The sequence below is a fragment of the Ruminococcus sp. NATIVEDY161 genome (assembly GCF_045819895.1).
Classification (GTDB): domain Bacteria; phylum Bacillota; class Clostridia; order Oscillospirales; family Acutalibacteraceae; genus Ruminococcoides.
Map to the genome: position 1 here is coordinate 1,003,421 of NZ_CP162392.1, position 24,994 is coordinate 1,028,414.

Annotated in this window: 26 protein-coding genes, 1 pseudogene and 1 other annotated feature; of the genes and pseudogenes, 3 read left to right on the top strand and 24 right to left on the bottom strand. The window is 45.2% G+C overall.

The window, feature by feature from the left end; translation table 11 throughout:
* Positions 1-10 precede the first annotated feature (10 nt).
* Positions 11-228: a binding site (T-box leader), on the bottom strand.
* 85 nt (positions 229-313) lie between these two features.
* The 14 genes and pseudogenes from AB1I50_RS04875 to AB1I50_RS04940 form a co-directional block, all read right to left on the bottom strand.
* Positions 314-1,255, bottom strand: coding sequence for an MBL fold metallo-hydrolase (locus AB1I50_RS04875; protein ID WP_407725105.1), 942 nt, complete (start codon positions 1,253-1,255; stop codon positions 314-316).
* Between the two features lie 11 nt (positions 1,256-1,266).
* Positions 1,267-1,806, bottom strand: a complete 540-nt coding sequence (locus AB1I50_RS04880) for a glutathione peroxidase (RefSeq protein ID WP_407725106.1) — start codon at positions 1,804-1,806, stop codon at positions 1,267-1,269.
* A 135-nt stretch (positions 1,807-1,941) separates the two neighbouring features.
* The gene (locus AB1I50_RS04885; protein ID WP_407725107.1) at positions 1,942-2,988 is read right to left on the bottom strand and encodes an IS30 family transposase; all 1,047 of its coding nucleotides are present in this window, start codon (positions 2,986-2,988) and stop codon (positions 1,942-1,944) included.
* A gap of 587 nt (positions 2,989-3,575) precedes the next feature.
* Positions 3,576-3,896 (bottom strand): hypothetical protein, encoded by a 321-nt coding sequence (locus AB1I50_RS04890; protein WP_407725353.1) that lies wholly within the window; start codon positions 3,894-3,896, stop codon positions 3,576-3,578.
* Positions 3,868-4,311: pseudogene (locus AB1I50_RS04895) on the bottom strand (aminotransferase class III-fold pyridoxal phosphate-dependent enzyme); the annotation flags it as partial. The gene AB1I50_RS04890 and the pseudogene AB1I50_RS04895, both read right to left, overlap by 29 nt.
* 243 nt (positions 4,312-4,554) lie before the next feature.
* Complete coding sequence (locus AB1I50_RS04900; protein WP_407725108.1) at positions 4,555-6,447, bottom strand: NAD(+) synthase; 1,893 nt, start codon at positions 6,445-6,447, stop codon at positions 4,555-4,557.
* 30 nt (positions 6,448-6,477) lie between these two features.
* Entirely contained in the window at positions 6,478-9,042 is a 2,565-nt protein-coding gene (locus tag AB1I50_RS04905) for a PEP/pyruvate-binding domain-containing protein (RefSeq protein WP_407725109.1), read from the bottom strand.
* Positions 9,029-9,787 (bottom strand): gamma-glutamyl-gamma-aminobutyrate hydrolase family protein, encoded by a 759-nt coding sequence (locus AB1I50_RS04910; protein WP_407725110.1) that lies wholly within the window; start codon positions 9,785-9,787, stop codon positions 9,029-9,031. The genes AB1I50_RS04905 and AB1I50_RS04910 overlap by 14 nt, the downstream gene beginning before the upstream one ends.
* 12 nt (positions 9,788-9,799) lie before the next feature.
* Positions 9,800-10,738 (bottom strand): M14 family metallopeptidase, encoded by a 939-nt coding sequence (locus tag AB1I50_RS04915; RefSeq protein WP_407725111.1) that lies wholly within the window; start codon positions 10,736-10,738, stop codon positions 9,800-9,802.
* Between the two features lie 8 nt (positions 10,739-10,746).
* On the bottom strand, positions 10,747-11,676 hold the full coding sequence (locus AB1I50_RS04920) for a M14 family metallopeptidase (RefSeq protein ID WP_407725112.1): 930 nt from the start codon (positions 11,674-11,676) through the stop codon (positions 10,747-10,749).
* A 4-nt stretch (positions 11,677-11,680) separates the two neighbouring features.
* Positions 11,681-12,475, bottom strand: coding sequence for a transglutaminase domain-containing protein (locus AB1I50_RS04925; protein ID WP_407725320.1), 795 nt, complete (start codon positions 12,473-12,475; stop codon positions 11,681-11,683).
* A 10-nt stretch (positions 12,476-12,485) separates the two neighbouring features.
* Positions 12,486-12,737 carry a hypothetical protein gene (locus AB1I50_RS04930; RefSeq protein ID WP_407725113.1) on the bottom strand — a complete coding sequence of 84 codons (252 nt, stop codon included), beginning with the start codon at positions 12,735-12,737 and terminating at the stop codon, positions 12,486-12,488.
* Positions 12,734-13,255, bottom strand: a complete 522-nt coding sequence (locus AB1I50_RS04935) for a circularly permuted type 2 ATP-grasp protein (RefSeq protein ID WP_407725114.1) — start codon at positions 13,253-13,255, stop codon at positions 12,734-12,736. The genes AB1I50_RS04930 and AB1I50_RS04935 overlap by 4 nt, the downstream gene beginning before the upstream one ends.
* 509 nt (positions 13,256-13,764) lie before the next feature.
* Positions 13,765-15,108, bottom strand: a complete 1,344-nt coding sequence (locus tag AB1I50_RS04940; RefSeq protein WP_407725115.1) for a DUF6076 domain-containing protein — start codon at positions 15,106-15,108, stop codon at positions 13,765-13,767.
* A gap of 232 nt (positions 15,109-15,340) precedes the next feature.
* Here AB1I50_RS04940 and AB1I50_RS04945 point away from each other — a divergent pair, with 232 nt between their 5' ends.
* Positions 15,341-17,071: a recombinase family protein gene (locus AB1I50_RS04945; RefSeq protein WP_407725116.1), complete on the top strand. Its 1,731-nt coding sequence runs from the start codon at positions 15,341-15,343 to the stop codon at positions 17,069-17,071.
* On the opposite strand, the gene AB1I50_RS04950 is transcribed toward AB1I50_RS04945, so the two are convergent.
* The 6 genes from AB1I50_RS04950 to AB1I50_RS04975 form a co-directional block, all read right to left on the bottom strand.
* Positions 16,993-17,526, bottom strand: a complete 534-nt coding sequence (locus AB1I50_RS04950) for a GHMP family kinase ATP-binding protein (RefSeq protein ID WP_407725117.1) — start codon at positions 17,524-17,526, stop codon at positions 16,993-16,995. The two genes, AB1I50_RS04945 and AB1I50_RS04950, sit on opposite strands and share 79 nt — an antisense overlap.
* A 24-nt stretch (positions 17,527-17,550) precedes the next feature.
* On the bottom strand, positions 17,551-17,859 hold the full coding sequence (locus tag AB1I50_RS04955) for a galactokinase family protein (RefSeq protein WP_407725118.1): 309 nt from the start codon (positions 17,857-17,859) through the stop codon (positions 17,551-17,553).
* A 12-nt stretch (positions 17,860-17,871) separates the two neighbouring features.
* Complete coding sequence (locus AB1I50_RS04960; RefSeq protein WP_407725119.1) at positions 17,872-18,135, bottom strand: hypothetical protein; 264 nt, start codon at positions 18,133-18,135, stop codon at positions 17,872-17,874.
* A gap of 142 nt (positions 18,136-18,277) precedes the next feature.
* Positions 18,278-18,820, bottom strand: a complete 543-nt coding sequence (locus AB1I50_RS04965) for a VanZ family protein (protein ID WP_407725120.1) — start codon at positions 18,818-18,820, stop codon at positions 18,278-18,280.
* 120 nt (positions 18,821-18,940) lie between these two features.
* A complete protein-coding gene (locus AB1I50_RS04970) occupies positions 18,941-19,150 on the bottom strand; it encodes a helix-turn-helix transcriptional regulator (protein ID WP_316609343.1) in 210 nt (69 codons plus the stop codon).
* The gene (locus AB1I50_RS04975) at positions 19,147-19,476 is read right to left on the bottom strand and encodes a DUF6442 family protein (RefSeq protein WP_407725121.1); all 330 of its coding nucleotides are present in this window, start codon (positions 19,474-19,476) and stop codon (positions 19,147-19,149) included. The genes AB1I50_RS04970 and AB1I50_RS04975 overlap by 4 nt, the downstream gene beginning before the upstream one ends.
* Before the next feature lie 173 nt (positions 19,477-19,649).
* On the opposite strand from AB1I50_RS04975, the gene AB1I50_RS04980 reads away from it, so the two are divergent.
* Positions 19,650-19,934, top strand: a complete 285-nt coding sequence (locus AB1I50_RS04980) for a winged helix-turn-helix transcriptional regulator (RefSeq protein WP_407725122.1) — start codon at positions 19,650-19,652, stop codon at positions 19,932-19,934.
* Between the two features lie 51 nt (positions 19,935-19,985).
* Here the strand turns inward: AB1I50_RS04980 and AB1I50_RS04985 are convergent, their stop codons facing one another.
* Complete coding sequence (locus AB1I50_RS04985; RefSeq protein ID WP_407725123.1) at positions 19,986-20,108, bottom strand: Arc family DNA-binding protein; 123 nt, start codon at positions 20,106-20,108, stop codon at positions 19,986-19,988.
* 246 nt (positions 20,109-20,354) lie between these two features.
* On the opposite strand from AB1I50_RS04985, the gene AB1I50_RS04990 reads away from it, so the two are divergent.
* The gene (locus tag AB1I50_RS04990) at positions 20,355-22,004 is read left to right on the top strand and encodes an AMP-binding protein (RefSeq protein WP_407725124.1); all 1,650 of its coding nucleotides are present in this window, start codon (positions 20,355-20,357) and stop codon (positions 22,002-22,004) included.
* 156 nt (positions 22,005-22,160) lie between these two features.
* Here the strand turns inward: AB1I50_RS04990 and tnpC are convergent, their stop codons facing one another.
* From tnpC to tnpA, 3 genes are read right to left on the bottom strand one after another with little or no spacing between them, the layout of a single operon-like run.
* Positions 22,161-23,735, bottom strand: coding sequence for an IS66 family transposase (gene tnpC, locus AB1I50_RS04995; protein WP_407725125.1), 1,575 nt, complete (start codon positions 23,733-23,735; stop codon positions 22,161-22,163).
* Between the two features lie 59 nt (positions 23,736-23,794).
* Positions 23,795-24,148, bottom strand: coding sequence for an IS66 family insertion sequence element accessory protein TnpB (gene tnpB, locus AB1I50_RS05000; protein ID WP_407723760.1), 354 nt, complete (start codon positions 24,146-24,148; stop codon positions 23,795-23,797).
* A complete protein-coding gene (gene tnpA, locus AB1I50_RS05005; RefSeq protein WP_407723759.1) occupies positions 24,142-24,471 on the bottom strand; it encodes an IS66 family insertion sequence element accessory protein TnpA in 330 nt (109 codons plus the stop codon). Before tnpA ends, tnpB begins: the two co-directional genes overlap by 7 nt.
* Positions 24,472-24,994 lie beyond the last annotated feature (523 nt).

A 24,994-nucleotide genomic window follows, 5' to 3' on the forward strand; every position in this document is an offset into this window, starting at 1 on the left:
CGCATAAGCGTACAGGGACGAATTTCTCCGTGGTACCACCCTGATTCCCAAAATACTTTGGGCTCTCACTTAACATATAACGGTGTCAGCCGTCAGAGCCTACTGCTGTTTCAGCCCTGCCACTCGGGAGCGAACTTCACATCAATCCGCAATAACGCGCTTTCAGCCGCCGACGCGCCTCTCTTTTAATGCGGTGCTTAACGCTACTCTCTCCGTCGCTGTGTTTAAGAAGTATAGCACTAAATTATATAATACCACTGTTTTTTTGATTTTGCAAGGGTTTGAGCAAATTTATTTGCCCGGTCATAGATTATTACGCCTTATTGAATTTTTCCTTAGGCTGCTTGCAGCGCGGGCAGCGCCAATCGTCGGGCAAGTCCTCAAATGCAACGCCGTCGTGCTCGGCAGGGTCATAAACATAGCCGCAGATTGAGCAGATATAAATGCCTGTCGCCTCCTGCTCCGTAAAATCAATATCGGCAAAGATAGTCTCGACGGGATTGTCCAAGTCAATCACGCGCTTTGCCTCAAGATTCTCATAGCCCTGCGGAGTGTGAGTTCCGCAGTAAACGGTCGGATGGTTGCGGACAAACTCGCGCACACGGCCGAGGGTTGTGAGCGCGTCTTGAAGATTGTCAAATACAACAGACTGCTTGTTCTCATAGAGCGCCTCGTCAACATAGGTGATATCGCCGTGGAGCATATAGAAAAGACCGCCGTCCTCAACTACAACAATGCTGTTGCCCTTGGTATGACCCTTCGCCTTGATAAAATAAATGCCGTCTTGAATCTTCTGGCTTTCGGGGAAATTATAGTACGCACCGTCGGTAAAGGTAACGGGAACGATATTGTCAATACCCTGTAATTCAGCCGCGTCAAGCTCATCGGCGTTGACATAAATTTTCGCGTTCGGAAATGACTTTAACTCGCCCGAATGGTCGTTGTGCCTGTGGGTGAGTAATATTTTCGTCACCTGCTCGGGCTTATAGCCCAGATTGCGAAACGCCTCCATATAGCTGCAAATATCCTTGCCGGTATATGCGGCAACCTCCTTGTCGGGCTTTTCCTCGGGAGTGCCTGCGGGAAGTCCGGTATCGACCAAAATCACCTCATCGCCTGTGTCAATCAGGTAGTTTTGCAGACTTCCGCGAAAACGGATATCCATGCTGTACTTCTCGGGGCCTTCCTCGCCGCCGAACGCGAACAGCTGTGAATAGAATCCGTCTTTTCTGAATTTTACCGCTTTAATTTCCATTGTGTGCCTCCTTATAAAAGTGCTTTTATGCACGCCTCAACCTCTGCCATATCGGCAGTGGGCTCAAAACGCGCAGCTACATTTCCGTCACGGTCAACAATAAACTTTGTAAAGTTCCACTTGATGTCGGATTTTTTATCCCAGTCGGGATCGGCTTTTGCCAGCATATCCGCAAGCAGCGCGGAGAGCTTGTGTTCACCAAAGCCCTCAAAGCCCTTTTGAGCCTTCAGGTAGGTATAAAGCGGCAGCTCGTTTTCTCCGTTGACGTCCGCCTTTTTCATCTGCGGAAAGGTTGTGTTGTAATGCAGCGTGCAGAACTCGTGAATTTCATCATCCGAGCCCGGAGCCTGTCCGCCGAACTGATTGCAGGGAATGTCCAGAATTTCAAGTCCCTGTTCGTGATAATCTTTGTACATCTGCTCAATCGGCGCGTACTGAGGAGTAAAGCCGCAGCCTGTGGCTGTGTTGACAATCATAATTACCTTGCCCTTGTATTCAGACAGGTCAAGCTCTCCGCCCTTGGCGGTTTTTACTTTGTAATCGTAAATCATAGTTTTTCTCCTGTTTAATTTTTTACGCAAATTGCAATAGCAAGTTGCAACATTTTTTGAGTCTGTAGTAGATCGCCGCGAGTTTTTCGAGGAAGGAGCGTAGCGACGAGCGAGGAAAACTCGCGGCGACGCGGCTCACGCGGCAGCATATATGCGGTCGAGTTCCTGCTCGAACAGCTCTTCCGGGGTTCTGTAGCCCAGAATCTTTCTGGGCAGGTTGTTGATCTTATCCGCAAAGTAGAGGATGTCGTCAGCGCTGTAGTCGTCAATGCTTTTGCCCTTCGGTATAAATCTGCGCAGCATTTTGTTGTGGCACTCGTTAGTTCCTTTTTCGTAGGACGAATACGGATGAGTGAAATATACGGCTATGCCTTTTGATTCAATCTGAGATAGATTAGCGAATTCGGATCCGTTATCACCGGTAATGCTTTTGAATACTTCATTGTATTTATCTCCGAACTGATCAATCAGAGCGGATAAAGCCTCATCTATCGCTTCGGCAGAGTGATCTCTCACCTTGATCCATATGGACTCTCTGAGTTTGCGCTCGACTATTGTCATCACCTGAGATTCGCCTTCGGCTTTCCTGCCGATCACGCTGTCGATTTCCCAGTGTCCGAATTCTTCTCTGGTATCCACTATGTCAGGACGCTGCTCAATACTATTGCCGAGTTTTCGCTTGCTTTCTCGATCTTTCTTGGTTTTAGTCTTTCTCGACAGTTTCTCAGGCAAATCGATGTTCTTGATTTTAAGCAGACCTGAATCAACATAGTTATACAGCGTTTTGGTACACACCATTTCTTTAGAGGAAAACAGTCCGTTGGCTTTTGCATGACCTACTGCGGCGTCCAAAGACCATCCTTCATCGAAAAACTGATCTTCAACATATCTGAGAAACTTTGCAGTTTCAAGGCAACGGTAATTGCGGCAGCTGTTCTTGCGATGTTCACGATATGCTTCCTCGCCTTTGTCAGCCTTATATCTGGCTATCTTTCCGTTGTAAAGATATACCGTACCACGGTTGATCTCGTTTTTGATTGTGTTGTATGGTCTGCCAAGACTTTTGGCGATTGCGTAGATCGTCCACTTGTCCTCATTGAAGCGCACTTCAATTATGTGTCGTTCTTCAGAAGACAGGTGTTGATATTTCTTGTGTTCCGTGCTACAATTAGGGTTGTCCATAGTGATGATTCCTTTCGAATTGGTGAGCGCAAACTCAATTCTACTACAGAATCGTCACTGTGGACTATTTATTTTATTGTTGCAACCTCATTTTACAATGCGCCTACTGTTTTTTATTTAATATAATTTAGTTGAAAATATTCCATTCAAGGGATGTTGTTAAAAGGAGCACTCGTAAAAGAAAGTTACCTTATTGCCAAATTTAAAATCATATTAATCCACATGCCGGTGCGGCACCGGCACAAATAGAGATGAAAACGGAAGCCGCAAAATTTTCCGTTTTCTGATATAATGTACTTGAAGGAAGGCACACTACAAAGCACGGTAGGAGGAGTTGTTCTCAGCTCTTCGTCTGCAAGACAGCATTTTAATCAGTGTAAGAGTCACCTTTCAAGCACAGATAAGTAAGTCCATCGAGTCCGCACACTAAGAATTGTTTAAGTTCTTGGAATTTAATGTGTGGTGGCTCAGTCACTGCCTTTCTCTCTATTACAGGAAGGAGTGCGCTTAATGAAACTCACATATCCAATCTGTTGTGGCGTCGATGTTCACAAAACCTTTCTCGTTGCCACAATCATCACAAGTAATTATGAATCACCCAAGTACAAGCAAATCATCTCAAGCGTGCGGTCGCTGTTCTGCAGATTCTGAACGCCGTTGACGAATTGCTCCGTTTCCGCTTCGGTAAAATCATTCAACACGAAGCAGTTCACCTTATCAACCCTGAAAAATCCCAAATGCTTACAAACGGAATAAAGCAGGCGTTCAATGGCGTCCTCTGCCCTATAAGACAAATCGCCGTTGTTTGTTTCGACCATAACGGCGATGACGCAATAATTCGCGTTGATATCAAAGTCGTTCGATTCCAGAACCGGCAGGTATTTTTCCGTATCCTGCGGGAAGAACACAATAACTCCTGTAGCGGCTGAAAATTTTATTTTTGCCCGTGTACATTCTCGCAATTTTTACCGCGTTTTCATTTGCGTCTGCACCCGCGTTGGTAAAGAAAACCTTGCCAAACAAATCGGGCAACAGTTTAATAACCATTTCCGCAAGCGTTGATCGCGACTCTGCCGCAAAGGACGGACCGATATAGCAAAACCTGTCAACCTGTTCTTTTATCGCGTCGCCGATTGCCTTGTTTCCATAGCCAAGATTAAGGTTCACAAGCTGTGAAGACATGTCGCTGTAACGGTTGCCATCGTAATCGTAAAAATAAATTCCTTCAGCCCTTGCTACCGCAATCGGATTAATACTCGCCTGCTTGCTCCATGACTGTAAGATATATTTTTTATGATTTTCAACAATTTTCTCGGGTGTCATGCAAATCTCTTCTTTCCAAATATAATAAAACAAAAACGGGACTTCACACATTGATGAAGCCCCGTTGCTTTGGATTTGTTTATGAGCACATTATACCATAGATAAAATTAAATTCAATAATTTATAGCCCAATATTTTTTGTGCTGAAGCACAATTTATTTATGCCCGAATTGAACCTGTAAAAAAATCACGTACCAATTTCGGCAAAATCATCACAAAGCTAATGTTGTGTTTATATCAAGACTATTGCATAAAGCCTTCAAAGGCAGCGTCGCTGGGCATTCTCCAATCTCCGCGCGGACTTAACGATACCGAGCCGACCTTAGGCGAATCGGGAACACAAGAGCGCTTAAACTGGCTGATAAAAAATCTTTTAAGAAAAACGCTCAGCCATTTTTCTATAGTGTTTTCGTCATAAATCCCATTAAAAGCTTTCTCCGCAAGCTTTTTCAGCTTTTCTTTGGTAAACCCGAAACGCATAAAATGATATAAAAAGAAATCATGTAATTCGTATGGTCCTATACTATCTTCTGTTTTTTGTGAAATATTTCCTTTTTTATCCGGAGGCATAAGCTCGGGTGATATGGGAGTATTTAAGATGTCCGTTAAGATTGATTTTATCTTATGTTCTCCTGTCTCGGCAAAATAGCTGACAAGATACGAAACAAGTGTTTTAGGAATTGATGCGTTTACGCCGTACGTGCTCATGTGGTCTCCGTTATATGTACACCAGCCTAATGCTAATTCGCTTAAATCACCTGTTCCGACGAGCAGACAATTGTGTTTATTTGCCAAATCAAACAGAATCTGCGTCCGTTCTCTTGCCTGTGTGTTTTCATAAGTAATATCTTTAAGATTAGGATTGTGGCCGATATCATTCATATGCTGCAAACACGCATTCCGAATATTGATTTCTTTTACGGTAACGCCGAGTTCATTCATTAACCGCAGCGCGTTTCTGTATGTCTTGCCGGTTGTTCCGAACCCGGGCATTGTCACGCCGATAATATTTCCCGCAGGCTTTCCTATAAGCTTCATTGCCCTTGTTGTTACCAACAGCGCGAGCGTTGAATCCAAGCCGCCGCTGACTCCGACTATAAAGCCTTCAGAACCAATATGCTCTAATCTTTTTACAAGTCCCGCTGCCTGAATGGAGATAATTTCCTTGCAGGTTGCTTTTCTGTTTTTGCTATCAACAGGAATAAACGGATGCGGATTAACAGATCGGTATTTCAAATCGTTATCTTCATTTTCCAGTTTATCTTTATAAAGAATTTGACAATCCGATTTATTTATAAAGCTCATATTCTTTTTTCGGAGAGTGTTTATTTTTTCCACATCAATATCCGCTATGGTTATAACGTTTTCTCTGCTGAACCGTTTGCCTTCGGCGAGAATACTTCCGTTCTCGGCGATTGCGGTAGCGCCGCTGAAAACCAAATCCGTGGTGCTTTCAAATACGGAAGCGCCTGCGTACACATAAGCGCATATGCATTTTGCCGATTGGTTTTTTATTAAGCTTCTGCGGTATTCTGCCTTAGCGACATACTCATCGCTGGCTGAGAAATTTACTATAATGTTCGCTCCGCTCAGCGACATATTAACTGACGGAGATAAAGGAACCCACAAATCCTCACAAAGCTCAACGCCCAGAAAAACATCATCATAAAGATGAATAATATTCTGCGTTCCGATTTCACAATTATACTTTTCGCAATACCCTGAATTCAGGTTTTCTCCGCTGTCAAACCATCGCTTTTCATAAAACTCGTTATAATTTGCCAAGTGTGTTTTTGCGGTAATATTTATTATTTTACCATTTTGAATTACTACGGCACAGTTATACAATTTATTCAAATGTTCAATGGGCATACCGACTATAACGCAGATATTTTTTCCTTTTGTATGAGAAACAATTGTGCCAAGCGCATTTTCCGCGGCGTTTTGCAGGGATTTTGAAAAAAACAAGTCCGCGCAGGTATATCCTGTTATTGATAACTCAGGCGTCACAAGAAGTCGTATATCTTCTTTTAAAGCCGTGTCAATTGCGTAAATTATTTCTTCTTTATTGTATTCGGGATTTGCAACCTTGAGTTTCAATGACGCCGCCGCGACTCTGAACATTCCGTAATTCATCAAATGAACTTCCTTTTAAACCTAAATCCGTTACAGAGTTACCAGTAACTGTTCTTTATTTATGTCATGATAGAGCGTACAATTTTCGACCTTAAATATTTTAACAATCTCCGAAAGCGCTCCGCTATCATCAAATTCAGCCGCGACATTTTCAAAACGGTTTAGCTTTTCGGGATAAAAGCCGAGTGTTTTACTGTTATTAAACACGGCGGTATAAAGTATTTCAGCCTCAACCAAATCCTGAAAAATATGACTTCCGTATGACAGCTCCGGGTTATAGCCTGCTTTGCTTTCTTCCATTTCGCAGATTACGTCAAATCCGCTGATATCCGAAAACATTGTCGGGACTCCAAGCTCCTGAGACGAGGTTCCTATTCTGCCAGGAACCATAAGCATCATATGTTTACCGGCATTACGGAAATGCCAATTTATTCTGCCTATCATTTGCGCAACCGTAATTTTGTCCTTATACGGCATATTGTAGTAACCTATCGGGTCTACATATACAATACAATCAAGCTGTTCCTCTCTTGACAATCCCATAGACGCGCCGCGGCTGCTCAGCAAAATATGCTCTTCCGTAACGTCAGCGGGAATATCTACCGAGTTTTTTCCTTTAACTACCTGAAGCGGTCTGCATTGGAGAAGATCGATTGTATACTCGCCGTCATCCGAGAAGTTAATTGTAAACTCCGTATCAACTGGATAATCATATTCGGACTGAATGCGCGCAAGCATTCGGCGCATGCTGTCCATCAGCTTTTTGTTTTTTACAAGACCTTGGCAGGATATAAACCGAACGGCTCTGTATCTTCCCATTTCGCTCAACCTTTGCTCAGCTTCAAAATCATGTTCCAAAAGAACATTACCCATGTAGCGCGAAAGCACTGGCTCTAAGGCGTCAAGACTCACGGTTTCAAGCTTTTGTTCAGATGAATTTATCACTTCGGCGTTCCGCTGTGAAAACTTGTGTCTGTCGGCGGCGCTTGAATAAACGCTTCTTTCGGGCATATCAAGGCTGACAAGTCTCGGATAGGAGCCTTCTGTTCGGTCAACCGCCGAGGTGCCGAGTCCCATAACCAGTCTCAGCATCCCCGCCTTCGGATCGGCGGTCTGTAAAAATCTGTACGGGCTGTATGAATATCCTACACCCGCCGCGCAGGGCATATAGTACGAGCCGTAGTACGAGCCCGACACTCTTTGAACCAAAAGCGCCATTTGCTCGTCGCGTTTATCAAGACCGCGGCGCTTTCTGTAATCAAGAGCGGAAAGTCCCATTGTGCTGGCGTAGACTATTTTGATAGCGTTTTCAAACTCCTTTAATCTGTCCTCAAAGCTTCCGCGGTTCGCGCAGAATACGGACTCGTATTTTCCCGCGAAGGCGTTGCCGAAGCCGTCCTCAAGAATACTGCTGGAACGGACAATGTACGGATCCTGTCCGTAGTATTCGATAATATTACCGAACTGCTCGCGCATATCGTCGGAAAAGCTTCCGTTTAGCAGCAACTTTCTGAATTCATCCGCAAGCTTAAAATAGCCGTCGTCGGTTCTCTGGCGTATTCTCATATCCCAAAAACCGTTATCTACGATATATGTGTAATAAACATCAGAGCCGATATAGAACGAATCGTGCGGCTCAAGAGTTTCGTCAATATCAGGCTCTTCGTTTCGGATAATCGCTCTGGAAAGAAGCATACCGCAGGCTTTTCCGCCTATCATTCCCGTGCCTATCATATGGTCGCGAACCTCAAAATAATCCTCGGGCGTAAAATGTTTTTTTACCATTTGGCGCATTTTTCTGTCACGCGTCATCATAATTGCGCGCATAATCTCACAATCTTCGGATAAATCGCTTCCGTTTTCAAGCTTAATTTTCGCGGTGTTAAAAAATCTGTCCCACGAATCTATGTATCTTTCATCCGTTCCGCGTCTTAGCTTGCCGAGCGTATGATAGAACCTGCTCGATTTTACGCCGTCGGTCACGGGACGGAATCTGCCCGTTGAAGGCTCATATGTATGAGGAAGAAACATCGTATCGGAACTGCGGTTCCAGACCTTTTCGGGGCGGACGAAAATATCCTTTTCTCCCGTATATACATCAAGAAAAAGCTGGGTAGTGTCAATGATTTTGTTGACGGAATGGACCGAATGCTTTCCGCGAATCAAAGGAAAGAAAGCTACCGTGTCGAGGATAAACAGAAACGGACAGGTAACTCTGAAAAAATTACCCATCATCAGATCCGTGGCCCACGCCGTCTGAAGCTCGGAAAGGCAATCAAAAACATAAAAAGCGTCTCTGCCTGCCTTTTCAATCGCATTGTGAATTTCGACGGTAAAATTTTCAAAACGGTGCGAAAGCGGAATAGTTATCGTTTCAACCTCGGGCACATCCGTGATGAACGGTTCGTGGCTCGCAAAGCGGAAATAGATTATTTTTCGCTTGTCCTTTACCGCCTGTCTGACATACGGTTCCATAAAAAGCCTGAATTCGTTTAAATCCGAAACTCTCCAGACCACATTATCTCCGAGTCTGATGTTATCGAGCGCTTTGTCCATCTCCGGTATTCCTGAGAGCACTCTGTCAAACGCTGCCATATGCCTTACCTCCTGATATAATATTTAATTTACTCAAATTAGCGTAGGTAACAAAAATATCAAAAATTTTTGAACTGCTGTCGTCTGTTTTATAGGACAGCTCGGGATGCCACTGAACCGCCCAGATAAATTTTTTGTTCAGCATATATACCGCTTCTATTAGTCCGTCTGTCGCCCTCGCCATACATTTCAGCACGGAAGACAGATTCTTAATACCCTGATGATGACAGCTGTTTACCGCAAGACGCTCCTTGTTCAGCAGATACGCTAAGGGGGTGTCCTGTTCAATTATAACCTCGTGAACGGGATTCTCATAAGGCGGATTTTGACGATGCATAAGCGTCGAATCGGTTTCCGCGGGTATATCCTGATAAAGCGTTCCCCCAAGCGAGACGTTCATAAACTGAAGCCCTCTGCAAATGCCGAGAACGGGAACATCAAGCCGGATCGCTCTGTCCAAAAGCAAGGTTTCAAATCTGTCGCGCGTTTTGCAGGTAATGATGTTGTCATATCTTTTTGCTTCGCCGTAAAGTTCGGGAGCGACGTCCTGTCCGCCTGTCAAAAGAAATCCGTCACAAAGCGCGGCCGCCTGATTAAAAACATTTTCGTCATCGGTAAACGGAAGAATAACGGGCAAGCCGCCTGCCTTGATAATTCCGTCCATATACCCCGGTATCATCCATATACTGTTTCTGTACTCGTCCCATAGCGGTACTACGCCGATTACCGGTTGCCTATCCTTCATAATAACCCTTCCTTATACCAAATCATCCGTGGGGATAATACGGAACAACGGCGTCTGCGAATAAATCAGCGGCTGGTTAACGTGGAAAAATACGATTCCGTTTTGCGGCGCGATGATCCTGTCCGCGATTTCTCCGGTGTACGGATCCATAATCTCCGCGATGATTTCTCCTTTTTTTACTCTGGAATTAACATTTGCGCGGCGCACAAAGATTCCCGCCGTAGAAGACTTTACGCTTATGAGCGAATGTCCCTCAATAAACTGCGAAATATAGCCCTCGTGGCATCTGTATTGAATAATGCCCTGCTTATTCAGAAAGCTGAGGACGGCGTTGATTGCTTCTCTCGCGCTGATAATATCAATACTGTCCGTCGCGCTTGTATATACGGAAAACGCTTTGGCGCCCCAAAGCTGCCAATTGTAATTCAATGTGGTTGTGTCATAAGGACGCGCGTTCCTCCTGAATACATACGGCAGACCGAAATCCTTCGCGAGCTCTATATCCTCAAAGCCCGTTTGCATTACTCTGACATGCGGAATATAATCTCCCTGCATATAGAAGCTGGTAAACTGAATTCCGTATTGGTAGGAGCTGATATTTTCAAATACACCCGCCGCGATTCTCTGCGTCGTTTCTCCGAGGTTGTAGCCGGGGAACATCCGGTTAATATCGGTATTGTCGGTTGACCAAAAACGCTTGCCGATATTCATAGAGTGGCTGTTGACAGTAGGGATTACCATTACCGATTTGCCGTATTTTATTTTTCCCTGATGCTCGAGCTGTTTAAAAATATTAATCAGGCGCGAGCAGATATACAACTGCTGCACCTCATTGCCGCGCGTCGCGCCGACAATGCAGGCGGAGTTTTCTCCCTCGCCGAAGGAATATCCCTTTATTCTCATATTATCTCTGTAAACAGAATTCAATTCAAATACAATCTTTTCCTTCATAACGCACCTCACGCAAGAATTCTCGCAATCAGCGAGCCCTCGGACACAATCGGATATTCACGCAGTGTAAAAACGATTCCGTCGGTGGGGGCGGAAATGCGTTCGTTCATTTCTCCTGTCAGCGGATTGAGAATATCGCCGATATGGTCGTCCTGCTTCACATTTTTCCAGTGCTCTACGCAGGGGGCAAATACGCCTGATTTTCCGGCGTTGATAAAGGATACCTCTCCGTCCTCGGAAATAATCGGCTCCTTCGGGTCAATTACCTCTCCGTTCCAAATGCCAAGCTCCTTCATAAGAGCGAAAATGCCGTCAGTCAGCTGGTCGCCGAATTTCTTAGTGATTCTCATACCCACGCCCATTTCCACAACAAGCGTAGGTGTGCCGGTAGTGTTCAGTGAATAGGCAAGCGTGGATTCAAGCACGGTTGCCGACGAATGAACCCAGATATAGTCCGTGTTCAAAAGCTTCGCAAGCGGCACAAGCGTGTCGCGCGAAAGCTCGTTGATTCTGACCTGAGGAATTTCCTCAAGAAAGATGTTGCTGGCGTGAATATCAATGACCGCCGCGCTTTTGCTTAAATCATCTATGATATTTGAGGCGATGTATTCCGGCATGGAGCCGTTTTCCGAGCCGGGGAATATGCGGTTCATATCCAAATCAAAGCCGGGAATACCCCTTGTGATGGAATCAATGCCCAATGGATTTATCGCGGGATAGACGTCCACAATACCCGTAAGGCAACCGATGTTTTCCTTGATTCTTCTCTGAAGCTCATAGCATACATACTGTCCCTCAAGCTCGTCGCCGTGCGTTCCCGTTACAATGCTGATCCGCTTTTCTCCGCCTTTTAAACCGTTTTCGGGAATCAGGCGGTTTTTTTGTACCATTAATTTTTCGTCAATCGGCAAGCCGACCGACGCTACTGTTTCAATCATAATTTCAGTTCCTTTCCTCTACTTTGACGTTTTCCGTCTGTTTCTGTGTAACGCAGCCGTAAAAGCTGCCCCGGATTACAGAGCAATCTCCCGAATCTCTTCCGCAGGAAACCCTGATATAGTCATCGTTTACCAGCTTATGGTTTGTCGGGTCAAAGCCGTACCAATATCCGTTGCAAAGCGCTTCTGCCCATGCGTGTGAGGAGCCTTCTCCCTGCATCATTCCGACGACATACCTCGCGGGAATCCCCTCCATTCTCAGCAGAGAGAGCATGATATGCGCGTAATCCTGACAAACACCGCGCCCGAGGGCAAGCGCGTTTTCGGCGGTTTCGTGTACCTTGGTCGCCCCGGCGTCATAGATGAAGGTGTAATGGAGCGTATGCATGATACGCAGCGCCTTTTCATAATCGCCCGAACAGGTTTCAAGCTCAAGATTTTTGTGATACTCTCTGATTTTTTCGCCCGGAGCTGTCAGCGATGTATGTACCTTCAGCAGCGAATATGCCGCCGGAAACGCGGAGTATTCCTCAAAAATGTCAAGCCCTGTTTGCGCCGTTCCGCTGACCGTTACTTCAAAATTGTCGTGTGTTTCCTCAATCAGACCGTAAAGCTTTCTATTGCCGAAATTATCCTCAGCGACGCTGTATTTTACTTCGTTTGAAACATAAATATCCAATCCGCTGATTTTCTGTCTGTTTGTGTCTTTGGGCAAAAACTTTACCGAAAAGGCGTGGTGCGTAACCGGCGCGCTGAACGCGGAGCTCAGATGATAGGTAAATGTTAGCTGTTTGATAATACCACCCTTTTCATTCGGTAATGAGGTTTCTCAGCAGATTTTTTAGATTTTTATGATTTAGCGGCGGCTCGACAGTCATACTGTCTGCTGTATTGATAACGCCTTCGTCATATCTGAGCTTGGATTTCGCCAAAAACTGCTTCATTCTGCGATATTCTCTGATAATATCACTGTCGGGCAAATCAAGACTCAGGTATAAGTCCAACCGCTCCAGTCCCTTTCCGAGCTTGATAATATTCCGTATTTGTTCGTTATCTATCATATCACCTCTTTGAGCATATCGGCATAGTTGCGGTTATCGACTACGCCTGTCTCAGAGAACGCGTCCGGAGCACTTCTTCGCTGCAGTTCTCGCGCTATCATAGGGTATGACGCGCCCGAGGGCACGCGTAGATTGTCCTCAAGAATATACCAATTGTTATCCTTTGACTGAACCAAATCGATACCCGAAATATGGCTGTAAATATTTTTCGGAGGCGTTACGCCATCGCAGGGAGGCAAAAAGCCCTTTGCCGAGTAAATAAACTCCTCGGGAATAACACCGTCCCTGACAAGCCGTTTTTCTCCGTAAATATCGGACAAAAAGCAATTCAGCGCGTTAACACGCTGCTTCAAGCCTTTTTCCAAAAATTTATATTCGCCGTTTTTGATGATTCTCGGAATCGGGTCAAAAGGAAAAAGCTGCTCCTTGAATTCTCCGTTTTTATATATTCCGAACTTTACGCCGTACCTTGCAAGCAAACGGTTAATTGTTTCCGCGTTTTTGATGAGTTCATTCATAGCCATTCCTCCATATATAGAAAAAGCGCCTTTCACTTCCGTGAAAAACGCCTTTGTTTATGTGAGTATTCTATCATTATTTCCCAATATTGTCAATATGTTTCTGCAAGTTTCAATTAATAATATTTCATTTTTATGCAAATTGGATTTAAAATACTTAAATTTCTCAAAAGAATCTGAATAATTAGATTGTGTATCCTTCATAACCGAAGATAACCATAATGCTCTTATGAATCTCGGCAACACGTTTTGCCGGGGGGTTCCCTTTGGCTGTCAGACTGATGGTTGAAGCGATGAGCAGCGAGAAAACCTGACGCGCCCTGTTTCGCCCCGTGTTGCGCGAAAAAATCTGTGGGAGTTGTACCCGACAACGCCCAGCAAACCACACACAGCCGATTTGTGGCGGCGTGTGGGCGCAAAAAAGCACAAGCTCAGAATCAAACCGGTTTCTGAACTTGTGCCTTTTTGACGTTCAAAAACTGAGACGCTGTAGTCAAAGAATACGGAATTTATTTGTCCTTCCTTTTTCTGTTGGGGAAACAGTCTTCGAGCCAGTCGATGTACTCCTCGGGAGTTATATTTCCGGCAGAGCATTCATCACGCTTGACAAGAGCCTCGTACTTCCATTTTTTGAAATCGTTTTTCTTGATCTGGTTAACTTTCACACGGGCGGAGTAACGGCGATAATATTTCCTGTAGATTGGCAGAGCCTCGTTCTTTTCCATTTTCAGCTTATAGTTCTCCTCGGCAGCGAGGTCACGGCAGGAACGCAATTCACCTAAATGAATCCGGTTGCAGTATCGCGCGTCATAGTTGCCTTTGTATGTAAACCACTGCCCGCAGCGTTCGCAGCACTTTAAATTGACTTTGTATTCGATTAGCTTGCAAAGCTCAAGCTCCAAGAATTCATGCAGGCTCTCGCACCGATAACGGAGAACCGGATTGTGATTATAGTTATGAAAATATATTAGTGTGGCTACGTCTATGTCGTGTTCCTGCGCAAAATCAGCAAATGCTGAAAAATCATAATTCAACGGAGATTTTTTGTCTCCCATTATCAACCGCCGCCCTTCGTTGAATTCAACGAAGGGCGGCATATTATTTATCTTCCGATAAAGATAATACCGCGCGGAAGCCGTCATATCGCCCAGCACCTCAGAATAATACTTCGATTCAAAACAGAACTCCAGAATATCCCGGTATTCCTTTTGCAGCATTATCAGATATTTATAGTAGTCAAGCATAGCCGCCGCCAAATCCGCATCCTGCGTAATAGCCGGCGGAAACAACGCGGAAGCGGTCGACCCAAACGCCAAGTGATTGATCAGCCATTTATAGTTGCGGTAGATTTGATAACGATTAATCATATCCTGCATTTCATTGTCAGCATTTGGTAAATCAATATCTTCATACATTCGAAGGCTTACTTTGACCTCCTTGTACAGCGAATCGAAATCTGCGTAAACAAATTCAAACAATGCTTCACCCAACGGCAGAGTAACCTTGCAGCCGCTGAGAGGATTGTTTTTTTGCTGAGGTTCAATGTCGGGGTTGTGCTCATAAAACATTTTTTCAAATTCATCGATCTCGGTTGAGTCAACCGGAAACCGAATGTTGTCAAGCCACTCCGAGTTATCATCATCGCTGTGAGCTTGTATGGAACGTGCCCGATCTTTTGAATTTATGCAGAGCGTGACAAATTCATCGTCATTAGATTTCATAAGCTCGGTTGAGTTGTTGCCGCTATGGTATGTAACATAAACCATACCATCATTAAACGCAACATTCTCTGTTCCTGTTCGTTCCAGTAAATACTCTTCATATTCAGATAACTGATAATTTTTTAAATCCATTTTGATACCTCGTTTTGTACAATCCAAATTTTGCAATAAATCGGCAATCTAACTGAGTCTAATTTATATTGTATAAAACTATTGAAACTTTGTCAAGACTCGCTATAATAAAAATTGTAAGAACGTTCTGAACTTTATAAAAACGAGGTGAATTCATATATCTGATTACGATATTTATGATTTAGACATCAGAAAAACATTCAACTCCATTGACGGAGACACGCTTCTTGATATGGACTTGCCCGCGACAAAATTTGTGATAAAAGATTTGTTGCCGCAAGGACTTGCTATCATTGGCGGCGCACCGAAAGTCGGCAAATCTTGGTTAATGCTTGACTGGTGTGTTCGTATTGCGAAGGGCGAAACGATATGGAACTTTCCTACTACGAAAGGAAAGTACGCTGAGGATAATTGCTTCCCAAATATCCGCGTGTTTGTTGATGACGGCTACTCGGGCGTTAGCTTTGACCGCCCCGGCTTTCAGGAGATGTATAAGCTGATTGAAGCCGGCAAGGTCGGAATCGTTATCACGAAAGACTTATCCCGACTCGGCAGGAACTATATCGAGGTCGGAAACTATACTGAGTTCATCTTTCCGAGATACAGCGTAAGGTATATTGCCATCAACGATAACTATGACTCGCTGTTCAGCGACAACAACGAGCTTGCGCCGTTCAAAAATCTGTTCAACGAGTGGTACGCCCGCGACACGAGCAAGAAAATCCGCTCTGTATTCAAGGCGAAAGCCGAGCGTGGTGAACGTCTGGGTACTACAATCCCGTATGGTTACCGCCGCGACCCCAACAGCGGAAAAGAATGTCATCTCCTCATTAACGAAGAAACCGCGCCTGTGGTAAAAATGATATTCGCAATGTGTGCCGAGGGAATCGGACCGTGTAATATTGCGAAAGTACTGCAAGAAAATAAGATTCTAAAGCCCACATTCTATCGCTTCCAAAAGGAAGGTAAGTATGGCACGAGAACGGGTACAGAAAACCCGTACTCATGGACATCACGCACGATTGCTGATATGCTTGATAACGAAATTTATCTCGGGCACACAATCAACTGCCGTACAAGGATCGCTTCGTTCAAGGATAAACGCACAATCAAGGTTCCGAAGGAAGAACAGCTCCGCTTCGAGAATACCCATGAACCGATTATCGACCAAAAAACATGGGATATTGTCCGCAAGGTGCGCGAAGGCAGAATACGCCAAACCCGTATGGGTGAAATCAATAAATACAGCGGACTTATCTATTGTGCCGACTGCGGCAAAAAGCATTATTTCGTCCGGGGTAAAACAGTGAAGCGTGAGAATTATAATTTTATCTGCGGAAACTACCGCAAGCATTTAGGCGAGGAGAAGTGCACTCCCCACTCAATCCGAGAGGTGGTTCTTGATGAAATCGTACTCGAAGAAATCAACAAGGCGCTCTACTACGCGAGGAACAACACAAAAGAGTTTACCGATTATATCAGTAAAAAGACTTCCTCGCAGTATAGGAAAGAACTGAATTCAAAAACTGCTGAACTGTCGAAAGCGGAAAAGCGAATTGTTGAGTTAAAATCTCTGTTCAAGCGCTTGTATGAGGATAACGTTCTCGGACGTATCAGCGATGAGCAGTACAGAATGCTGTCAGTTGACTACAACGATGAGCAGAAGGAGCTTGAATCATCAATTCCCGAGCTTCAAAAAGAAATCGGTACACTCAAGAACGAGTGTACCAATGTACAGAAGTTCCTTGACATTGTCAGGAAATATGTATGTGTGCAGGAGCTGACGCCCGAGGTACTGAGAACCTTCATCAGCAAAATCGTCGTTCACGAGCGTGAGAAAAAACACAGCCAAACCTCTCCGCAGCAAATCGATATCTACTTCCGCTACATCGGAACATTCGCTCTGCCGAGCGAAATCAACCAAGCAGAAGAAAAAACGCATGACGAAAGGCGGACAGCCTGAGCTGTCCGCCTACACATAGGGCACCGCCTTAAACTGAAAACATCCTTTTCGGAATCAGCCTTATAGCCTGCCTTTTCAAAATCAAAGCTATATTTTTCAACATACGGCTTGTCGGTATCGAGGAAGTCGATAAACACAAAGCCGCCGTAGGCGCAAACAGTCTGGTCGAGCAGACCGCTGCCCTTTCCGAAATACACATTTTCGGCATACTGACCGATTTTTGCGATTTCGGCTTCATCGGCACGGCAGTCGTTGTAGTTGATGTTGATTATAGCGCCGACAAGCGTTTCAAACGCTGCGGATGAAGAAAGTCCGCTGCCGCTGAGCACGTCGGAGGTAGAGTAAGCGTCAAAGCCGCCGATGTTAACGCCCATCGAGGCAAAACGCGCGGCTATTCCGCGGATTATCGCGGCGGAAGTTCCCTTTTCCTCCTCGTGAATTGAGAGGTCGTTCAAATCGACTTCAATTCGTCCGTGACCTTACGACTCCATACGGATTATGTGTTCATCGTGAAATGCGACAACCGCGATAACGTCCAGATTAACCGCTGCCGCCAACGCACAGCCGTGCTGGTGGTCTGTATGGTTTCCGCCGATTTCAGTTCTGCCTGGAGAGGAAAATATGCGGATATCATCGTGCTGAGGGAACAGCTCCGAAAAGCGGCTGACCGCGTGAATATATCTTCTCTGCTGGCTTTCAATCGCGGTCGGGGAATTACCGTAGAGAATTTTTAAAGCGTGGTCGGCTTTTCCGCCGCGCAAAGCTTCAATAAACGTTTGTATCTTCATTTGCTAAGCACCTCACATATCGAGCATTTTCATTTCTTCCAAAATTTCTTCTTCCGTTTTATCGCTGTCGCTGAGTTCTTCACGGCGAGCGGCGTAATAAGCCTTTTCCTCGGGAGTTCCGGGCATAATTTTTTTGCCGTCCTCGGTGAGAATAAACTCTCCGTCGTCGTCAACCAGCGGCAGATATTTGTTGTAGTCCTTTATCAGCAAACGCGCGGTCAGCATGGTGATTGCTCCGAAGCCGAAGAAAAACCAGCAAAACGCATAAAGCGGCATAAGGTGAGGGTCACACCACGTCGGTGAAACCTGACTTTTCCCATTCCTTCGCGGTTTGTTGGGTGTAATATAGCATAGTCAACAGAGGTATGTCAAGATAAGGTTCATCAACGGCGGGTCAGCCGTTTCGCTTAATCAGAATTTATCGTTTTGATGTTTTTATCTTTTTGACCAATGAGTAAATTCCATATCCTATCATCACTCCAAGTGTGTTCAGGATCAGATCATCAATATCGGTAACTCTGGTCGCAAAGGGCAATTGCATCAACTCAATGCACAGTGATATAAACGCTCCTGCCGCAATCACCTTGCCAAAATGATCCATTTTTCTGTAAATGATAGGCAAAATAATGCCGGTCGGAATAAACATTGCTGTATTCCCGACTACATTCCAGATCACATCCCTTACACTGTCGTATTGAAATAAATTAACAAGAGGGATAATATTGACGCGGAAAGGAAAAGCAACTTTTGCGTCAAAAATCAAAGGCTGAATATGCCCGTTCACCAAATCTCTCGGAAAAAATGAAAAACGGATAATAATCGCAAGATTGATATACATCAACAGCAGCAAAGCTTCACGTTTCCATATGATTCGCTTTTGGTGAATCCATACGACCAATCTGATCAACAGCCAAACAACCGCAAACAACAATTCAAGAGTCATAAAAGATATTTCAAGCATTCTGTTCACCCATTGTAAATTCCTATTTATCTGCTATTATCATACCAGAAATCAAGAACCTTGTCCACAAGCCGAAGCAAAACTATTTGAAAGTTTTAGCTGCAACAGTCTGTTATTCCATCAGAAATAGAAGATTTCCTCAAACTTCTTGTCCAGCGCGATACATAGAATCAACGCCAGCTTAGCGGTCGGGTTGAACTGACCTGTCTCGATGGAGCTGATCGTATTGCGCGACACGCCCACGATTTTTGCCAGCTCCGCCTGAGATAACTTTTTCTCCTTGCGGATCGCGGCGAGGTTGTTTTTCAGCACCAGACCGTTATCTGTCATGACAACACCCCGCAAAGCTGCATGATCCACAGCACTGTCCAAACAACCGCACCGATTCCGTAGGCGATCGCGACAAAAAGCTCATGCTTCTTTCCGCGAATACGGAACTTTGTCAAGAAGGCTACAAACGCCATGACAAACATTGCCATATTGCAGCCGAAGCTAATGCGGTGAAGGACAATCCCCTCGATAATATCAACCGCTACAATCAGACAAATGCCGACGAGGTACGCAAAATACGCACCTCTTCTCTGCGCATCGAGGTCAGCGACATCCTTTCCCCTGTTTTCGGTTTGCGCCATCTTTAATATTTCTTCCTTATTCATACCAACAACTCCTCCGGCTTCCTTTGCCAAGTTTTATTGTCATCATTATAACACCGCCAAGTTTACTTGTCAATACTATTTGCAAAGTTTTCTTGTCATTTTTCGTGTGGATCCGTCCTTGCTGTAGAACAGGCGCAGTATGACGATATGCTGATTGCCCTGTCGTAACAACAGTGAGCTTGATTGGAAGCAAATGGAAGCTGCTGATACTGCGTAATCTTCTCTTCAGACCGTGGCGGTTCAACGAACTGAGAAAAAGCCTTGACGGAATCAGCCAGAAGGTTCTGACCGACAGCCTGCGTTCGATGGAGGATGACGGTATCATCACCCGCACCTTTTATCCCGAAGTACCTCCGAGAGTAGAGTACGCCCTGAGCGACCTCGGCGAGAGTATGCGCCCGATCATCAAGTCGATGGAAACATTTGGGATTGATTATAAGGAACAGTTTGAAAAATAATAACGACCGATAAAACGAGCAGGACAGCCGATGACACCGTCCTGCTCATTTTTATATTTCTATTTTTCCGTGTTTTTCCTCATGCTTCTCAATCGCATCACGAATCAGAATCAATATCGAACTGTTCGCCGAGCGGCCTTCGTAGTCGGCAACAACGTGCAACTTGTTCAGCATTTCATCATCAATTTCTTTTGTGGATTAATACAACAAAAAGAATAAAGGATAACGCTTATAAACATAAAGCTACTAAAATATACACTTATGCAAAATTCAAATAACTGTATCCGGTTTCGGGATAATTTGCATAGCCGATTTGTTGACTTTCTTCAACTCTTTCTTTATAATGATGACGGTTGGTGACGATCAACCTTTAATGAACTGTACAGTCATGATTATTCCATTTATTTAAGGAGAATAATTATGCAGTTATTCAAAAACTTTTGTACCCCAACGGTAAACAAAAACGGTTTATTAGTTGATTTTCAGCTGAACGTACCCGAAAGCTATAATTTCGGCTATGATGTAGTTGATGAGATGGCTCGCCTTGCACCCTGCGACAGGGCTCTTGTCTATACTAATCCTGACAAGGTTGAAAAAACATTTACATTTGGCGACATAAGCCGGCTGAGCAATAAAGCGGCAAACGCGCTGAAAGCACAAGGCGTAAAAAAAGGCGATAAAGTGCTCGTTATTTTGAAGCGTAACTATGAGTACTGGTATATTGTACCGGCACTCCATAAATTAGGCGCGGTTGCAATCCCGGCGACCAATATGCTGACAGTTGACGATATTACCTATCGCATAGAAACAGCGGATATTCGTTTTGCGATCTGTACTCCGGACGGCAGCACAGCCGAGGATATGCTTGAAGCCGCAGCGCAAAAACGGCAGTTAGAATCAGTGTTCGTTGTGCGCCGCGATTTGCCGGGAGCAATCAATCTGACAAAACTGATAGATTCGGCAGACGAAAGCTTCACGCCTGTTGATACCAAAGCGGAAGAACCTATGCTGATTTACTTTACCTCCGGCACAACAGGCTACCCGAAAGCAGTCGTGCATAATCACACCTACTCGCTTTCGCACATAATCACCGCTAAATACTGGCAGAACGTCCGTGAAAACGGGCTTCACCTGACCGTAGCCGAAACAGGTTGGGGCAAAGCCTCGTGGGGAAAGATCTACGGACAATGGCTGTGCGGCTGTGCTGTTATGGTTTACGATTTTGACAGCTTCTCACCGCACAAGCTGCTGCGGATAATGGAGAAATACAAGGTTACCTCTTTTTGCGCGCCGCCGACGGTTTACCGTTATTTTATCAAGCGTAATATGAGCAAGTATGATTTATCGGCGCTGGAGCACCTGACCACTGCCGGAGAGGCTTTGAATCCCTCTGTATTTGAAAAGGTTTATGAGCAGACGGGTCTGTGCTTAAAGGAAGGCTTCGGTCAAACAGAGTCCGTGCTTATGCTCGGTAATCTTGTCGGTACAGAGTCAAAGACCGGCTCGCTCGGAAAGCCTACGCCGTTGTACAACACCATGATAGTTGATGAAGACGGCAACGAGCTTAAGGAGAACGAGGTCGGCGAGATCGTAGTCGTGCCGCAAAAGCAGCAGTACGGTATATTTATGGGCTATTGCGGTGATGAAAAGCTGTACGAAAGCGTGTGGAGAAACGGCGTTTATCACACAGGCGACACCGCGTATAAGGACGAAGACGGATTCTATTGGTATGTCGGAAGAATAGACGATTTGATCAAAACAAGAGGCTTCCGCGTCGGACCGTTTGAAATCGAAAATGTATTGATGAAACACCCTGCTGTTTTGGAATGCGCGGTCACGGGTATTCCCGACGCTTCAAGAGGACAGGCTATCAAAGCAACGGTAAAGCTTGCCGACGGTTTTGAAAAGAGCAAACAGCTCGAAAAAGAAATCAAGCGTTTTGTCAACAAAAAGGTGTCCTCCTACAAGCATATCCAGGTGCTTGAATTTGCCGACGAAATGCCGAAAACCATAAGCGGCAAAATCAAGCGCACCGATATAAGAAGTATTGACAGAACTAAGATTTGTTAAGAAATGACATAGTTTCCCCGCCTGTTCCCAGCGAACAGGCGGGGATTTTTGATAAACGAAAACTCCGCGTTTTCTTGTAAGCGTCAAATGAGGTAAAGAAACATCCGCCACAGATACCGGTTGGTACTGTGGCGGATGAGATTATTTTAGGGTATTTTATTCAGTTGAGTATGCCGATTTAGAACGGCAGTCGCCCGGTGTGTTCCACGGCAGGAGGATATCTATGGATTCATTATCCTTCAGATTGGGCGCTTTCGTGAAGATGAACTTGAGATACTCATATGGGTCGAGGTTGTTTTCCTTCGCCGTTTCGATGACACTGAAAGCTGTTGCGCTCGCCTTTGCACCCGACGGTGGGTTGGCGAACAGCCAGTTTTTTCTGCCGATAACAAACGGTTTGATGCTGCGCTCGGCGCGGTTGTTGTCGATTTCCAGCCTGCCGTCCTCGATGTAACGTCGCAGGTACGGCTCTTCTTCGATCAGATAATGAACTGCTTTACCGAGCTTACTCTTCGGAGCAATGTTCCGAAGAGATTTTGCCCACGCAAAGAACGCGTCCAGAAGCGGTTTTGCTTGCTCCTGTCGCTCTTTCAGTTTATCTTCCGGACTCTCGTCCTTCATTTTCTTTTCAATCGCATACAGCTTACCGCAGTAATCCAGACCGATAGCTGCCGTCGAACCCTTGCGTTGTGCTTCCGGCAGAACCTCCAGCGCCTCGCAGAATCTCCTTCTTGCATGTGCCCAACAGCCGACGATTGTAACATTTTCGATTCCGCGGTATGCTTTGTAGCCGTCTGTATGCAGATAACCTTTAAACTCTTTTAAGAAGCTCTCGGCATTCTCCGCCTTGCGGTTCGGTCGATAGTCATAGAGAACAATCGGCGTCTCACAACATCCGCTCGTCCGGTACAACCACATGTAGCTCTTTGTCGCTGTCGGCTTATCCTTTGTTTTGAGCACTTGTAAGGTAGTCTCGTCCGCATGGAGAACACTTTCTTTGAGGAGCAGCTCTTTCATTCTCTCATACAGCGGCTCCAGCCAGAGCTTTGAAGCGGTGATGAACCAGTTCGACATCGTCTGTCTCGACAGTTCAATGCCCTTCTGCTTTAATTCCTGTTCCTGGCGATATAGCGGAGAGTGCATCACAAACTTCTGTGTCATCAGATGAGCTATTGCTTCCGCAGAGGCAAAACTGCCTTTGATGACCGGATTTGGCTGAGGTGTTTCTACAACCGGTGTATCTGCTTCGTTCTCATGACACTTCCTGCACGCGTAGGTGAAGTATACATCCTCACGGATGACGGCTTTTGCCGGGATTATCTCAAGGTGCTTGGTGACCTTCTTACCGATGACTTCCATCTCTTCACCACATTCAGGACACTTGCGTTCTTCTTCGCTGAGCTCGTGTTCAACAGTGTAGGTTTCTATGTTCTCGGGAAGCTTGTCGAAGCAGCCGGTCTTTTTCTTTCGGGTATGCTCCTTGACTGTTGTCTCAGCAGTTTTATTCCCGATGTCCTCTATTAGCTCCGCTTCGTTAAAAAGCAGAGAGATACCTGCATAGAGATCTTCCATACGCTCTGAGCTTGAACCAAAGGTTTTCTTTTTATTGATCAAAAGCTGTTCTTTCAGCCAGTTCAATTCGGATTCGAGCTGAGCGCAGTGAGATTTCAGCGACTCATATTCAGCTTTAGAAATCGTTACAGTTTCACTGCTTTTTACTTCGTTTTTCATGATATTATTATACCACAAAAACGCTGAAAAGTCCAGTGCTTATGCGGATTTATGAGCGATTATCCGAACTTTATTTTCTCCATTTTCCGGTGTGCCTTCGGCTGCCGGATACTCAGTCCTTCCATCAGCCAGCGGTACTGCTGAGGAGTAATACCGAGCGCCTCATTCTCACTACGAGGCCATTGGAACTTACCCTTTTCAAGCCGCTTGTAGAGCAAAAGAAAGCCGTCTCCCTCCCAGTAGAGCGCTTTGATTCTGTCAGTCCGTCTGCCGCAAAACAGGAACAGTGCGTCGGAACACGGATCAAGTTTAAACTGCTGTTCAATGATAGTCGCCAGACCGTCGATACCACGGCGAAGATCCGTGTAGCCGCAGGCAAGGTAGACCTTTGCTCCGCTGAAATCGCTTAACATGATTTGAGTATGCGAAACAGTGCGGCGAGTGTAGCTTCATCTGCGCCGTTATGCACTTCAGCACAGATGCTTCCGATTTTTACCGACGCCGCGATGTTGTTATTATGGCTCTCATCGAAGGATAGCGGGACTTCGACAAACTGAGAACTATTTTGCAACGCTTTCCAAACCTTCTGCCGGCGATAGTGGAAGGTGCTGACAGCGATCTGATGCCGCTCGCACCATGAGCGCACACTCAGTCCGCTGTTGCGACACTCTTCAACCTGCCGTGACCATTCTGCAAGATTATTGTTTTCCTTGATAATTTGTATGCCTTTTGACATGATCCACCCCGTACAATTGTGTGCGATTGCATACGATTGTTTCCGTTCGAATACAGTTGACTACAACCGCACACTTCGTTTTTGCTTATATTTTCTCACATTCACCGGGCAGAGTTCAATACGGTGTTTTATTTGACGGTTACGTTTTTGCTTATATTTTCTCACATTCACCGGGCAGAGTTCAATACGGTGTTTTATTTGACGGTTACTCTTCTTCGAGGAGAGGCTCCCCGAATAACCCAAGTAGCAGAAAACGGCCTGCACGTCAAGGGTAAAATGAACGGCGGCTCGAGCCGCCGCCCTTGACATGCATTCCGTTTCCCGCTTATAATGTTGACAAGGGGCTTAAGCCCCTGAATAATATTTTTTGCTCTATTTTACACCGCGATTTAGAGTTTACACAGAATTTGGGACTGACCCGATTATTGTCACTGCAATTCATACTATACCAAGATAAATCAAAACTATTATAGTATAGTCCTACACAATGGTGAAGAACCATAAATAAAATGGCAATGCCCTT